Annotated in this window: 14 protein-coding genes; 11 read left to right on the forward strand and 3 right to left on the reverse strand. The window is 38.3% G+C overall.

Annotation, left to right across the window (positions count from 1 at the left end; all coding sequences use genetic code 11):
• Positions 1-21: 21 nt before the first annotated feature.
• Genes R3O62_RS09840 through R3O62_RS09865 form a run of 6 tightly spaced genes read left to right on the forward strand, consistent with a single transcriptional unit; the run spans position 22 to position 5,543 of the window.
• The gene (locus tag R3O62_RS09840; protein ID WP_186993162.1) at positions 22-1,065 is read left to right on the forward strand and encodes an EpsG family protein; all 1,044 of its coding nucleotides are present in this window, start codon (positions 22-24) and stop codon (positions 1,063-1,065) included.
• Positions 1,058-1,930, forward strand: coding sequence for a glycosyltransferase family 2 protein (locus R3O62_RS09845; protein ID WP_234069664.1), 873 nt, complete (start codon positions 1,058-1,060; stop codon positions 1,928-1,930). The genes R3O62_RS09840 and R3O62_RS09845 overlap by 8 nt, the downstream gene beginning before the upstream one ends.
• A complete protein-coding gene (locus R3O62_RS09850; protein ID WP_234069662.1) occupies positions 1,923-2,756 on the forward strand; it encodes a glycosyltransferase family A protein in 834 nt (277 codons plus the stop codon). Before R3O62_RS09845 ends, R3O62_RS09850 begins: the two co-directional genes overlap by 8 nt.
• A gap of 46 nt (positions 2,757-2,802) precedes the next feature.
• The gene (locus R3O62_RS09855) at positions 2,803-3,567 is read left to right on the forward strand and encodes a glycosyltransferase family 2 protein (RefSeq protein ID WP_269110320.1); all 765 of its coding nucleotides are present in this window, start codon (positions 2,803-2,805) and stop codon (positions 3,565-3,567) included.
• Positions 3,564-4,583 (forward strand): NAD-dependent epimerase/dehydratase family protein, encoded by a 1,020-nt coding sequence (locus R3O62_RS09860; RefSeq protein WP_234069659.1) that lies wholly within the window; start codon positions 3,564-3,566, stop codon positions 4,581-4,583. Before R3O62_RS09855 ends, R3O62_RS09860 begins: the two co-directional genes overlap by 4 nt.
• A 3-nt stretch (positions 4,584-4,586) precedes the next feature.
• A complete protein-coding gene (locus R3O62_RS09865; RefSeq protein ID WP_269110318.1) occupies positions 4,587-5,543 on the forward strand; it encodes an MraY family glycosyltransferase in 957 nt (318 codons plus the stop codon).
• Positions 5,544-5,676: 133 nt separating this feature from the next.
• On the opposite strand, the gene R3O62_RS09870 is transcribed toward R3O62_RS09865, so the two are convergent.
• From R3O62_RS09870 to R3O62_RS09880, 3 genes are read right to left on the reverse strand one after another with little or no spacing between them, the layout of a single operon-like run.
• Entirely contained in the window at positions 5,677-7,191 is a 1,515-nt protein-coding gene (locus R3O62_RS09870; RefSeq protein ID WP_269110317.1) for a PepSY domain-containing protein, read from the reverse strand.
• A 13-nt stretch (positions 7,192-7,204) separates the two neighbouring features.
• Positions 7,205-7,858: an HmuY family protein gene (locus tag R3O62_RS09875; RefSeq protein ID WP_022011805.1), complete on the reverse strand. Its 654-nt coding sequence runs from the start codon at positions 7,856-7,858 to the stop codon at positions 7,205-7,207.
• Between the two features lie 21 nt (positions 7,859-7,879).
• Positions 7,880-9,943: a TonB-dependent receptor plug domain-containing protein gene (locus R3O62_RS09880; protein ID WP_269110316.1), complete on the reverse strand. Its 2,064-nt coding sequence runs from the start codon at positions 9,941-9,943 to the stop codon at positions 7,880-7,882.
• A gap of 247 nt (positions 9,944-10,190) precedes the next feature.
• Between R3O62_RS09880 and hpt the strand changes: the two genes are divergently transcribed.
• The 5 genes from hpt (at position 10,191) to R3O62_RS09905 (ending at position 14,098) form a co-directional block, all read left to right on the forward strand.
• The gene (hpt, locus tag R3O62_RS09885) at positions 10,191-10,727 is read left to right on the forward strand and encodes a hypoxanthine phosphoribosyltransferase (RefSeq protein WP_005809904.1); all 537 of its coding nucleotides are present in this window, start codon (positions 10,191-10,193) and stop codon (positions 10,725-10,727) included.
• Between the two features lie 59 nt (positions 10,728-10,786).
• Complete coding sequence (locus R3O62_RS09890; RefSeq protein WP_005809902.1) at positions 10,787-11,356, forward strand: adenylate kinase; 570 nt, start codon at positions 10,787-10,789, stop codon at positions 11,354-11,356.
• Between the two features lie 85 nt (positions 11,357-11,441).
• Positions 11,442-12,602 (forward strand): GTPase ObgE, encoded by a 1,161-nt coding sequence (gene obgE / locus R3O62_RS09895; protein ID WP_032529872.1) that lies wholly within the window; start codon positions 11,442-11,444, stop codon positions 12,600-12,602.
• The gene (gene pgeF, locus R3O62_RS09900; RefSeq protein ID WP_005775860.1) at positions 12,599-13,411 is read left to right on the forward strand and encodes a peptidoglycan editing factor PgeF; all 813 of its coding nucleotides are present in this window, start codon (positions 12,599-12,601) and stop codon (positions 13,409-13,411) included. Before obgE ends, pgeF begins: the two co-directional genes overlap by 4 nt.
• Before the next feature lie 21 nt (positions 13,412-13,432).
• Complete coding sequence (locus R3O62_RS09905) at positions 13,433-14,098, forward strand: B3/4 domain-containing protein (protein WP_005809897.1); 666 nt, start codon at positions 13,433-13,435, stop codon at positions 14,096-14,098.
• The last annotated feature ends 3 nt before the right edge of the window (positions 14,099-14,101 follow it).

Raw genomic sequence — 14,101 nt, forward strand, 5'->3', positions numbered from 1 at the left:
CTTTTCTTGTCATTCTTTCGTTTGATTAAGATAGAAAAAATATTTATTAGTATATATATTTTTTTAGTGTGTTTTTGTGTAGCTATAAGAGGTCGAAATACCCCAGATACAAGTGGTTATTTAAATTTTTATGAAACTGTTACTCCAGGAGATTTCTCCAGTGTATTGTATTATACATATGAGATTGGTTTTCAATTATTAACTCATATTTTGAAAATGCTATTTTCAGGAAATAAGATAATTTATCTTTTTTCTATAGCTTTACTTAATTCTATTTTAGTAGTTGATGCAACTAGAAAAATTATTCATAGAGCTTTTTGCGAAAATATCAATCTTAAATTTCCTTTGTTATTTTCGATAATTATATATTTCTCCTACTATGGCATATTTTATAATGCTATTACAATAAGAGCTGCTTTGGCTATGGGGCTTTACTTAGAAGCTTTGGCCATTGTTCTAAAAAAATCTATTTCATTAGTCGATCTTGCTATTCTTGCTTTTGTATTGTTTATATCTTATTTTTTCCATACGTCATCGGTCGTGTTCTTTTGTATTATAATAGTTTCATTTTTCAATGTAAGATTGTCTAGTAGAACCTATTTGTTCGTTTGGCTTTTTTGTTCTTTAATTTTTTTTTCTCGTATTAATGTTCTTCTTGTTGAGAGTTTAGTGACTGGTAGTCTAACAGTAATGAGCACGCTTTCTGGAACAATATTTAGTAAATTTTCTCTTTATGAGGATGTTTTTAGTGAATTAGAATATAAGCTGTCTTTTAAATATATTTTTCAATTGGTTTTGGGACTTTTATTTCTTATAGGGCCAATTCATAAGAGTAGAACTTATTATAAATTACTGAATATTTACTTCTGTGGGTTATTAGTTGGTGCTTTTCTTGCCCCTATTTCAATGATATATAGGATAACTGATTTTTTCTTTATTGTAACTTTTTTATTGTTTACTCTTTTATGTATGAGTTCAATCAAGAAAGTATCTACTGTCTTTATTTTAAGTTTTATTTCTACTTCTTTTTCTTTTCTATTGATATATAGGGTTCTTTATGGGTGAAAAAAAAATATCGATTGTTATTGTCACTTACAATTCGGAAAATGTTATATTTAGATGCTTAGATTCTGTCTTTAAATATAATGATATTAAAGATTGTATAGAGGTCATTGTTGTGGATAATAATAGCCAGAATCAATTGCAGATGTTTTCTGATATTTGCGGACGATATGGTAATAAAGTGATATTATTAAGTAATCCTCAGAATGGAGGATATGGTCAAGGTAATAATATAGGTATAAAGGCCTCCACAGCTCCTATAATATTAATTATGAATCCTGATGTTAGTTTGTTTTTTCCTATTTTTGAAAAAGCTATTATCCATTTTAGTAATTTAAATGTAGGTATATTGGGAATGTCTCAATATGAGTCTATATTAGTGAGGAAACAGTCTTTTTTATCTATTTTTCCATCCATAAAAGGATTACTTTATTTTAAGATATATCATTGGTTAAATGTGTATTCATCTCACCTTTTTTGTATACATGGTGCTTGTTTTTTTATTAAAAAATCAATAATAGATGAAATTGGGTATTTTGATGAAAATATATTCTTGTATAATGAAGAGATGGATATTCATTATCGATTATACTGTTTAAAAAAATATGTAATTAAGTATGATCGGAATCTTGGCTATATTCACCCAATGCATGAACGTGTGGAAACTTTTGAAGAATTGAAAATGAGGTTTAGGTCATATTTATACGTATGCAATAAGTTTGGTTTTTCTAAGAAGAAAGTTATAAATAAACTTATTCGCCTCTATAAATTATATATGGTTCGCTCACTTTTGATGCTGGATAAAAAAAAGTATCATTTATATTCTAGCTTTTCCGATTACTTGATTCAATATAAAGAAGATGTCTAAATATACTGTAAGTATAATTTTGCCGACCTATAATCCGGGAAACTATATTTATGATTGTTTGTATTCTATATATAATCAGTCTTTAGATAAGTCTCTTTTTGAGCTAATTATAGTTTTAAATGGTGATTATGATCCTTATTATTCTTTAATATCATCATTTTTGGTAGACAAATGTGATAGATTGAATTTTAGAATTTTGTATTCAATGAATAAAGGGGTATCTAATGCTAGAAATGTAGGTCTTAGTATTGCAGAAGGTGAGTACATCTGTTTTATTGATGACGATGATATTATTTCCCAAGAATATCTGTCTGGTTTATTAAAGTATGCTAGTAAATCCTGTATAACAATCTGTAATGTACGATCATTTTTGACTGTCATCGGCGATAAAAGTCCCAAATTTTTTCTTGATAATTATTTGAATAACATTATAGAAAATACTCATATATATTCATTTTATAGGTTTCGTTCCATATTATCAGTTCCATGGGGCAAACTAATTCATAAAGATATTATCTCTGATAGATGTTTTAATACTGGAATAAATAATGGAGAAGATGCTTTATTTATAACATCCTTAACAAATAAGGTTTCTTATTTAACGATAAGTCCTAATGCGTCAATTTACTGGGTGAGAATACGTAAAGGATCTGCTTCTAGAAAAAAGATATCTATATTGGAGCTTTGTGAAAATACATTTTATTTATGGGGTATGTATATTAAGATGTATTTTTCAGATTGTAAAGGATATAATTTATTGTTTATAATTTCTCGTATTCCTGGAGTAATGAAAAATATGTTTATATTATTGAAGAATAGCTTTTAGTGTAATGATCATTGCTACCTACCAAGAAGATATGTTATTCTGAATTATGAAAATATCCCTTGTTACTGTCACTTTTAATAGTGCTAAGACGCTTCGTGATACGATTCATTCTGTTCTTTCGCAGTCTTATACTGATATAGAATATATAATAGTGGATGGTTTGTCTAATGATGAAACCGTTGCACTTATTAAAGAATATGAACCTCTATTTCAAGGTCGTTTGAAATGGATAAGTGAGAAAGATAAGGGACTCTATGATGCTATGAATAAAGGGATTCGAATGTCTACCGGGGATATTGTCGGGATTATTAATTCGGATGATTTTTATCATAGAGAAGATGTTTTAGAGAAAGTTGCTCAATCGTTTGAAGTTGGTGAAACAGAGGCGATTTATGGAGATGTACGTTTTGTAAACCCTGATAATTTGGATAGGACAGTTCGCTATTATTCTTCTAAAAGGTTTGTCCCATCCTTGTTTCGATTCGGATTTATGCCTGCCCATCCAACATTTTTTACATATAGAAAATATTTTGACCTGTTTGGCTATTATAAAACAAATTATAAAATAGCTGCTGATTATGAATTGCTTGTTCGTTTTTTATATGTACATCGGTTAAAAAGTAAATATTTGCCTTTGGATTTTATGAAAATGAGAACAGGAGGTGTGAGTACAGCTTCTATTAAGAGTAATATCTTATTGAATAAAGAGATAGTAAGGGCATGTAAGGAGAATGGAATATGGACTTGTTATCCCTTGCTTTTATTAAAATATTTAGTAAAAGTGTTTGAACTGATTTTTATAAAAAAATGAATATACTTATTTCTGGAATTCATGGTTTTATAGGCTCTAATTTTATTGGGGCTTTGAAAGATAAACATACTTTGTATGGGCTTGATATTGTTTTTCCTGCTAAAGATGGAGTCGTTAATACTTTTTCTTGGAGAGATATTGAACCCACATCTTTCCCTTTTCAAACTCTTCCCCAGTTCGATGCCATTATTCATCTTGCCGGAAAGGCCCATGATACTAAAAACCAATCGGCTGCTCAGTCTTATTTTGATATCAATACCGGTTTGACTCAAAAGATATTCGATTTCTTTTTGGAGTCTTCTGCCAAGAAATTCATTTTCTTTAGTTCGGTGAAAGCTGCTGCCGATAGCGTAGTGGGAGACGTACTTACTGAAGATGTGATTCCGACCCCGGTTGGTCCTTATGGGGAGAGCAAGATTAAGGCGGAAGAGTATATAAAAGAGCATTTTATGTTTCCAACTGCTTCTATTGATGAGGATCAGTCTTTGCGGTTGGGGAAAGATAAGGGGAGGACGGCTATGAATAAACAGGTATATATCCTTCGTCCCTGTATGATTCATGGCCCTGGAAACAAGGGAAATTTAAATTTATTATATAACGTAGTGAAGAAGGGAATCCCTTGGCCTCTTGGCGATTTTGATAATCGCCGTTCGTTTACTTCAATCGATAACCTTTGTTATGTGATTGAGGGGCTTTTGAATCAGGATGTACCTACGGGCATCTACCATATGGGAGATGATGAAGCTCTGTCAACGAATGAACTGATTGGCATCATGTGTGAAGCAATGGGAAAAAAGCCGCATATCTGGAAGATGAACAAAGGGCTTATGGAAGGATGTGCCGGCTTGGGTACTCTGCTGCATTTACCTTTGAATACGGAAAGACTTCGTAAACTGACGGAGAATTATGTAGTAAGTAACGCTAAGATCAAAGCCGCTCTCGGGATTGATAAAATGCCTGTGACAGCCAAAGAGGGGTTGATGAAGACCATTCGTTCATTTGAGGAAACTAAATAATTTATGTACTATCTAATCATCTTAGTTCTGCTATTCCTGGCAGAACTTTTTTATTTCCGTATTGCGGATAAGTGTAACATTATCGATAAGCCTAACGAACGTAGTTCACATACCCGGATTACACTGCGTGGGGGAGGGATCATCTTTTATTTTGGGGTGTTGGCCTATTTTCTCACAAACCACTTTGAATATCCATGGTTTATGCTGGCTTTGAGTCTGATAACTTTTATCAGTTTTATAGATGACATTCGTTCTACTTCGCAAGGATTGCGTTTAGTCTTTCATTTTACGGCAATGGCTTTGATGTTTTATCAATGGGGATTGTTTAGCTTGCCTTGGTGGACAATCCTTGTTGCCCTGATCATTTGTACTGGGATTATTAATGCTTACAACTTTATGGATGGTATTAATGGCATAACAGGCGGATACTCATTGATCATTCTGATAGCATTGGCCTATATAAATAGGGTATATGTTCCATTTGTTGAAACGGACTTTATTTATACTATGCTTTGCGCAGTATTGGTCTTTAATTTTTTTAATTTTCGCAAGAAAGCGAGATGCTTCGCCGGTGATGTTGGGTCGGTCGGTATAGCTTTTGTGATCCTTTTTCTGATCGGAAGTTTAATTATCAAAACAGAGAATTTTAGTTGGCTCGTATTACTTGTTGTATATGGAGTAGATAGTGTGTTGACTATCATTCATCGATTGATGCTTCACGAAAATATTGGTCTGCCGCACCGGAAACACTTATATCAGATTATGGCTAATGAATTGAGAATACCGCACGTAGCAGTATCGTTGGTGTATATGATTGCGCAATTTGTAATTATCATCGGGTATTTATATTGCCGGGATTATGGTTATTGGTATTTATTGGGTTGTATCATCTTGCTGAGTGGAATATATATTATTTTTATGAGCAAATATTTTCACTTGCATCTTTTACCTAAAAGATAATTATTATATTTATGATAATTGGGGATATGGTCGTTATTAATCCTTTCATAGTTGGAGGATATGTCTGATAATCCCTTCTATAAGCTATAACTTACTTTTCCGGTTTCTATAAACTGTTTTAATAAGGATGCAATTAATGCATCCTTATTTTTTTACTTCGTCTATGGTGTCTTTTATACACGATATATCCTGAAACGAGAATCAACGTTAGCAGAAGTCCGGAGATAAAAACGAATAGATCCGAGAAAACACCTAAGAGAGGTGAATAGCAGCGACCGACATGGAGTTCTAAGCAGAAATTCCATAATGACATGGGTTGCTGTTGCATAAAAACAGGCATTGCCGGCAATGCTAAATTATTCTCTTTATTGCGTGCTCCATTGTCGTATTCGAAGATTACCTCCCGTGTGATTAAATCGTCGGTGAATCCGTTAACGAGACTGCCGCCGAGCGGTCTCCCGTAAGTTGCTGCCGGGGGGTGCCCTGTATAATAATCGAGAACACTTCCTGTAGATGGATTCCAGATAAACAGTCCGCTGAAAGAGCCGATTAACCATTCGTCCGGTTTTTTCGGATAAAACACATTAACTCCCATAGGACTTACCGGTGGGGTTCGTTTTAATTTAACCGGTGGCAGTGTAAAGTCGTTTATAAGATAGAAACCGGTTGACGAAGACAATAACCAGACATTTTTTGATGCGTCCCATCGGATACTGCGGAGTTTGTCATGCCACGGATTGTCTGAATCAAGAGTTGTTCCGGGGATGGGGTTCGTGTTCACCAGAACAAAAGGTATCATTAAGGGCGGTCGGAGACACATACCCGTAACAGATAACAATATGGTCAGTACGATCAGCCATGTACCCAATTTATTGTGCCAGTTCAGTGAAGTTTTCAAGGCTTTTGCCTGTGTTTTGACAGGGAGCCTTTTTCTGTGTCTTCGGCGAATGAATGAGGGAAGAAAAGTATATATGATTCCCGTTATACTGAGAATGATTAATACTACTCCCAGAAAATCAACTACCAGTTTGCCGGGTGTACCGAACAACTCTCCGCTATGGAGGAGCCAGATGGTACGGAATAAGGAGGTTTTCGGTGAATAATTTTCGGGGGCTTTTAATTCTATTTTTCTGAATTGATGGTAAGGAGACACACTGGTATACAGATTAGAACGTGTGAGCACAACCAGAGTATCTCCGCGTTGGGTTATATCTGAGATTCGTTCCTCGTTTCCGGATATTGGATACTCCTGCCATTTGTTTTTGTCCAGGAGATAGACAGAGTATAATCCGGCACACCAAATATCGTTATTGGCAAGGCGGATGATATTACTTATTTTGCGATTGTCGATTCCCCGAACCAGACCTTGGTTGAAATCGGTAAAGGTGATGAAACAGGAGTCTGTTTGCCAGACTCCTGCATTACCATATGCCAGAATTTTCCCATCAGGAAGGCGTAATGTTCCTTTTATAATTCCATTATTCCAGTTTCTGTAGTGATAGCTTTCCGGCATCCAGTTTCTGTTGACTTCAACTTTTGAAAAAAGTGTACGGTGATTGAGTACAATGCCTGAGAAACAGAACATCAGGATAAAGAAGCTAAAGAACAGACCTACCCATTTATGGTATTTCTTCCAGAAATTTTTCATTAGAGATTGTTACTTAGTTTAAATTGGTACTGCCATTCGGCTGAATGGCGTATTCAAAGGAATAAATGCCACTATTGCCTTCGTCATCATAAAAACTTTTGGCTTTTAGTTTTGCATATTTCCCACTGGCTGTGCGGACGATAAATACATAATCACTTGGCGTGTAAGTGGGAGGGGGGCCGGCAAAAGTGATTGCTTTACAAAGTACTTCGTTGGCAGTAGACTCCATGGTAGGAGGAGGAAATCCGGTGCCGGGAGCGGTAATGGTATAGGCTGCATCGACAGTGAATGTTCCTTGAGGAACTGTCGTACAGGCTGCCATATCTTTGATATTCGTGAGTAAAGCACCGCCTTTTCCCTTACCGGACGCGCCGCTGTTGGTACGCACATTGTAACGGTTGAATGCGATATCCCAATCTGTATTTTCGGCATGGGTTTCTTCACTGACGTTTACTTCTTTTCCTTTTTCAAGTGAATAATAAATCCAGTCGTTCCCATATGCTGTTTTCCGGCTCAGGCTTACCTGTTTTACCGGTAAAGCACCTCCCCCCTGTGAGGGATCGTCGGGCAGAGAACCGTTATTGTCACCTGAGCAGGAGGTGCTGATAAATGCTGATAGTACGCCAAATAATAGAATGGCGAATCTGAATTTGCTTTTGTTGTTCATACTTGTTTTAGTTTAATTTATTTATAGTGTATAATTACATGCGATAAAATAATTTCTTCCCGGTGAGGTAGAGGTATTGAAAGTTACCCGGTCTGAGGTATAATCGAACAGGTTGGTTATTCCTGCCGTGATTCTCAGGTTCTGCATGATGTATTGTGACACCGTCAGATCCCAAAGACAATAGGGGTTCACCTTAGCCTGATAGTAGGCTTCTACTTTCTTTCCCTCTATTTCGAGTTCGTCCAATACGTCGAATCTCTTTTTTCCCATGATATTGCCGGACAGATTGACAACTGTGGCATAACGGGGGATACGTGTATTGTATTCGGCACGGATGTTGCCGGAATGTGGACTGGAAGAACTTAACCGGACTCCGTCAGCGTCTTTGCTTGTGTAGAGGTAATTGTAAGCTCCGTGTACATTGATGTGTCTGTTTATCTGTACCTTGCACATGGTTTCAACTCCTGCCAGATGACTTTTCCCCACATTAGTATAATGGAGTTCGGTTTGGTCATTACTCCACATTCCTTCTATTTTGTTTCGGAACCAGTTACTGTAGATGTTGGTATTGATATTGATCCAACTATTCACGTACTCTCCTGAAAGTGATATATAATTGTTGGTTTCAGGTTTCAGTTTACTGTTGCCATATATCCAGAACATCCCCAGGTGATCCCAATTCATATAGAGTTCTTTAATGCTGGGTGAACGGTATCCGCGTGCATAATTGAAGCGGACTGTGAATGGGAATACTTTATACATGACAGAAGTTTTGGGAGTGACGTTGGCACCATATTTTTCATGATAGTCACATCGCAGTCCCGCCACAACGGAGAATTGCTTGTTGATACTCCAATCGTCCTGGAGGAAAGCGGTAGCATACCATTGGCTTTTGTTCTCTTTTACACCGGTTTCGAATTTATCACTGAACAATGACTCTCTGTAAAATTCCAAACCGCCCGTGATGGTCTGTTTGTCCAATGCCGTGGTAGTGTAAACGACGCGTGGCTGAATAATATTGTTTTTATATTCAAGGCGACGCCCGCTTTTCAATTCGTATTTATCATAACGATTGTAATGGTCGGCATGAATAGAAGCAACCAGAGCCGATTTATCGGAAATCGTATAGTCTATTGTGCCCCCATAAGTATAGTCTTCTGATTTTTCGAAAATGTTATCTGCTTGAAAATCATACTTGTTTAGCATATAATAGCTTCCCTTTAACTGGACCTTCAGTCGTTTACTGAAACGATAATCCATTTTATGGGTTACTTGCACGTCTTCGTATCCCGATATGCTGGTGGGAGTTGTGTTGAGTTCTTCGGTAATTGTGGTGTTATAGGCCGGGAAGAATTTTACCAACGGCTTTTTGTCATATAATTGATACCCGTCGAAACTTTTATAAAGTATATCGGTGTTCATCGTGAATTTTCCTAAGTTTAATCCAAGGGATAAATTGGTGTTCAGATTGGGTTTATCTAAATGGGTCCGGTACTTGTATTGTGAATGGTCCTTGGGGGTATCTTTATAATTTTGCTGGTTTCTTCCCGCATAACGTATCCCTGCGGAGGCTTCAAACTTCTTTTGGGCTTTACGGGTAATGATATTGATGACTCCACCCATAGCTTGTGAGCCGTAAAGGGCAGAAGAGGCCCCTTTGACTATTTCGATATGGTCGATATTATAAAGATTGATTCGTGAATAGTCAATGTTGCCACCGTTTTCTCCTGCTATGCGTTCACCGTCTATCAGGAAAAGGATATGTTTGGAGCCCAAGCCCTGTATGTCGATACTGGTTCCATAACCGACTTCCTGAAAATTGAGTCCGGGTACTTCCTGGGTCAAGAGATCCTGGATGTTACCGGTTCCCCTTTCTTCTATTTGTTTTGCGGTGATTACCTGAGTGATAACCGGTGTATTTTTTGTTTTTTTTTCAGTTCGGGTGGCTGTAACCACAATTTGTTCAAGGTTGAAAGGATCATCATTCATATAAGAAACTGTATCCTTTTCTTGCCGTACATTCTGTGCTGCTAAAGGGAGTGCACCTATAAAAGTTAGTAGTAATGCAAATTTTGTTCTTATCATAATCTTTGTTTTTGGAGCAGCAAAGATATAGGGTACTTAAAGAGTGTGAAATACCTAAAAATAGGTAAAAGACAGATGACGATTAATACTAATTCCATCGAAATAATTAGTTCAGCTTCCGGATGGCTTTTCTCACCTCGCATATCGGAGGGATTCTGCCGCTTCTCTTAAAGAATTTGCAGGAGATGGTGTAAGGAGTGGAATAAAAATCGTATTTTTGCAACCAACTTTTTTAAAATAACCGGTTATGAATACCATTCAGATAAAAGATAAACTATTCACTGTTTCTATCAAGGAACAAGAGATTCAAAAAGAAGTGATTCGCGTGGCGAATGAAATTAATCGTGACCTGGCAGGTAAGAACCCTTTGTTCCTCAGTGTGTTGAATGGTTCGTTCATGTTTACTGCCGATTTGCTGAAACATATAACGATTCCCTGCGAAATTTCATTTGTAAAGTTAGCCTCTTATCAGGGAGTATCGTCTACCGGTACTATTAAAGAAGTGATCGGTATCAATGAAGATATAGCGGGACGTACTGTTGTTATCGTAGAAGATATTGTAGATACGGGACTGACTATGCAGCGTTTGCTGGAAACACTGGGAACGCGCGGGCCACAGGAAATCCACATTGCTTCGTTGCTGGTAAAGCCGGATAAGCTTAAGGTGGATCTGAATATTGAATATGTCGCAATGAATATTCCCAATGATTTCATTGTAGGATACGGACTCGATTACGACGGTTTCGGGCGTAATTATCCGGATATTTATACAGTTATAGACTAACATAAAATAAATAATAGGTATACCAGTAATGGTAAAATGTAGAATTATAAATTAACAAGATGCTGAACATTGTAATTTTCGGTGCTCCCGGTTCAGGAAAGGGAACACAAAGCGAACGTATTGTAGAGAAATACGGAATTAACCACATTTCAACAGGAGATGTATTGCGTGCAGAAATTAAAAACGGCACAGAGCTGGGTAAAACAGCTAAAGGCTACATTGATCAGGGACAGTTGATTCCGGATGAATTGATGGTAGACATTCTGGCAAGCGTATTCGATAGCTTTAAGGATAGTAAAGGGGTTATTTTTGATGGTTTCCCAAGAACTATTCCGCAAGCTGAGGCGTTGAAAGTGATGTTGAAAGAACGTGGACAGGATATCTCTGTGATGCTGGATCTGGATGTTCCGGAAGAAGAGTTGATGACTCGTCTGATTAAGCGTGGTCAGGAATCAGGTCGGGCTGATGATAATGAAGAGACTATCAAAAAGCGTCTGGTTGTATATAATACACAGACTTCACCGTTGAAAGAATATTATAAAGGCGAAGGCAAATACCAGCATATCAATGGTCTTGGAACCATGGAAGGTATCTTCGAAGATATTTGTAAAGCGGTAGATACATTATAATTATATATGTGCCGATGTGCTCATTAAGATGATAGCATGGATTATGGGTATGTCGGCACATGATCACATTGAAAATTTATTGATTATGGCTGAATCGAATTTTGTTGATTACGTAAAGATATACTGCCGCTCGGGTAAGGGTGGAAGAGGCTCTACGCACATGAGGCGAGAAAAATATACTCCTAACGGTGGTCCCGATGGAGGAGATGGTGGTAGAGGAGGCCATGTTATCCTGCGTGGTAACCGGAACTACTGGACATTGCTTCACCTGAGGTATGACCGTCATGCTATGGCCGGTCATGGAGAATCGGGGAGCAAGAACCGCAGTTTTGGTAAAGACGGCGCAGATAAGATTATTGAAGTCCCCTGTGGTACGGTAGTTTACAATGCCGAAACGGGAGAATATGTATGTGATGTTACGGAACATGGACAGGAAGTCATTCTCCTGAAGGGTGGCCGAGGCGGATTGGGAAACTGGCATTTCAAGACAGCTACCCGTCAGGCTCCCCGTTTTGCCCAGCCGGGTGAACCGATGCAAGAAATGACAGTGATCCTTGAATTGAAGCTGTTGGCAGATGTAGGTCTGGTTGGTTTTCCGAATGCCGGAAAGTCTACGTTATTGTCGGCTATTTCTGCGGCAAAACCCAAAATAGCTGATTATCCGTTTACTACTTTGGAGCCTAACCTGGGTATTGTGTCTTACCGTGACGGACAGTCGTTCGTGATGGCAGATATTCCGGGAATTATCGAGGGAGCCAGTGAGGGTAAAGGGCTTGGATTACGATTCTTACGTCACATTGAACGTAACTCTTTATTACTGTTTATGATACCGGCAGATAGTGACGATATCCGTAAAGATTATGAAGTGCTGCTAAACGAGCTGAAAACGTTTAATCCGGAAATGCTGGATAAGCAACGGGTACTCGCAGTCACCAAAAGTGATATGCTCGATCAGGAGTTGATGGATGAAATAGAGCCGACATTGCCTGAGGGAATCCCTCATGTGTTCATTTCGTCCGTATCCGGTCTGGGTATCTCAGTATTGAAGGATATTCTGTGGACGGAACTGAATAAAGAGAGCAATAAAATAGAGGCTATTGTGCATCGTCCGAAGGATGTCAGCAGACTGCAACAGGAACTCAAAGACATGGGAGAGGATGAAGAACTCGACTATGAGTATGAGGACGATAGTGATGAAGATGATCTGGATTACGAATACGAAGAAGAAGATTGGGAAGATAAATGATTTCACTCACCGACGATAAGAAAATGTTGGGGTATGGGCTGTTGGGCGCATACCCCAACATTTCTCATTTTGTGACGACCCGACATGGAGGTTATAGTGAGGGAGCGTATGCTTCTTTTAATTGTTCTCCTTACTCGGGGGATGAATTTGAAAAAGTAAAAAAGAATCAGCTTTTATTGTTTCAATCGCTACCGCAAGTACCGAAACATCTGATCCTCCCTTTCCAGACGCATGGAACAAAAGTGCTTCTGATTAATAAGGATTTTCTGGAGACTTCTATAGAATGTCAACAGGAAATGCTGGACGGGATAGATGCATTGATTACCAGTGAACCGGGTTGTTGTATCGGTATTTCAACGGCAGATTGTATTCCGGTACTGCTATATGATAAAGTACATGGGGGTGTAGCAGCCGTACATGCTGGATGGCGGGGAACTGTGGGGTATATCGTGGGACACACGCTTGAGAAAATGCGGGCGGCATTTGGTACGGAGGGACGGGATGTGATTGCATGTATCGGCCCGGGTATTTCTATTCAATCATTCGAAGTAGGGGACGAAGTTTATGAAGCTTTTCGTTTGAATGGTTTTGATATGTCGCGTATCTCTTTCCGACATTCGGTTACCCATAAGTACCATATTGACTTATGGGAGGCAAACCGGCAGCAACTATTAGACTTTGGTGTGCCGGGAGTTCAGATTGAAGTAGCGGATATCTGTACTTACATCCATTATGAAGATTTCTTTTCAGCGAGAAGATTAGGCATAAAGTCCGGACGTATTCTATCGGGTATTATGATAAACTGCTGATGGACAAAATTTTGATTTATTATGTATACCATTACTATATCGAAAGAGTTAAAAGAAGCATGTCCTGTTTTTGCAGGAGCTGCTGTATATGCTGAAGTGAAAAACACTTCTTATTGTGAAGGACTTTGGGAGGAGATTCAATCTTTTACAGAAAAGCTCACTACAACAACCCAGTTGGAAGATATTAAAAAACAACCAGTGATAGCTGCCACACGTGAGGCTTACAAACGGTGTGGAAAAGACCCCGGAAGATATCGCCCATCGGCCGAAGCATTACGTCGCAGGCTAATGCGGGGAATTGCCTTGTATCAGATTGATACTCTGGTCGATTTGATCAATCTGGTTTCTCTCCGGACCGGGCATTCGATAGGTGGTTTTGATGCGGATAAGATAGCGGGCACCAATCTGGAGCTGGGGATAGGCAAAAAAGAAGAGCCTTTCGAAGGTATTGGCCGTGGAGTACTGAACATAGAGGGACTTCCGGTATACCGCGATGCCGTGGGAGGAATAGGAACACCTACCAGTGATAATGAGCGGACAAAGATGGATCTGGAAACGACTCATATATTAGCCATCGTTAATGGTTATAATGGGAAGGAAGGATTGCAGGAGGCTGCCGGGATGATACAGACTTTATTGCGAAGATATGCAGGATCGGACGGAGGAACGATCACCTATTTTGAATAACAA

Origin of the sequence: Bacteroides hominis (assembly GCF_033042785.2) — a bacterium.
GTDB classification, from domain to species: Bacteria; Bacteroidota; Bacteroidia; order Bacteroidales; family Bacteroidaceae; genus Bacteroides; species Bacteroides hominis.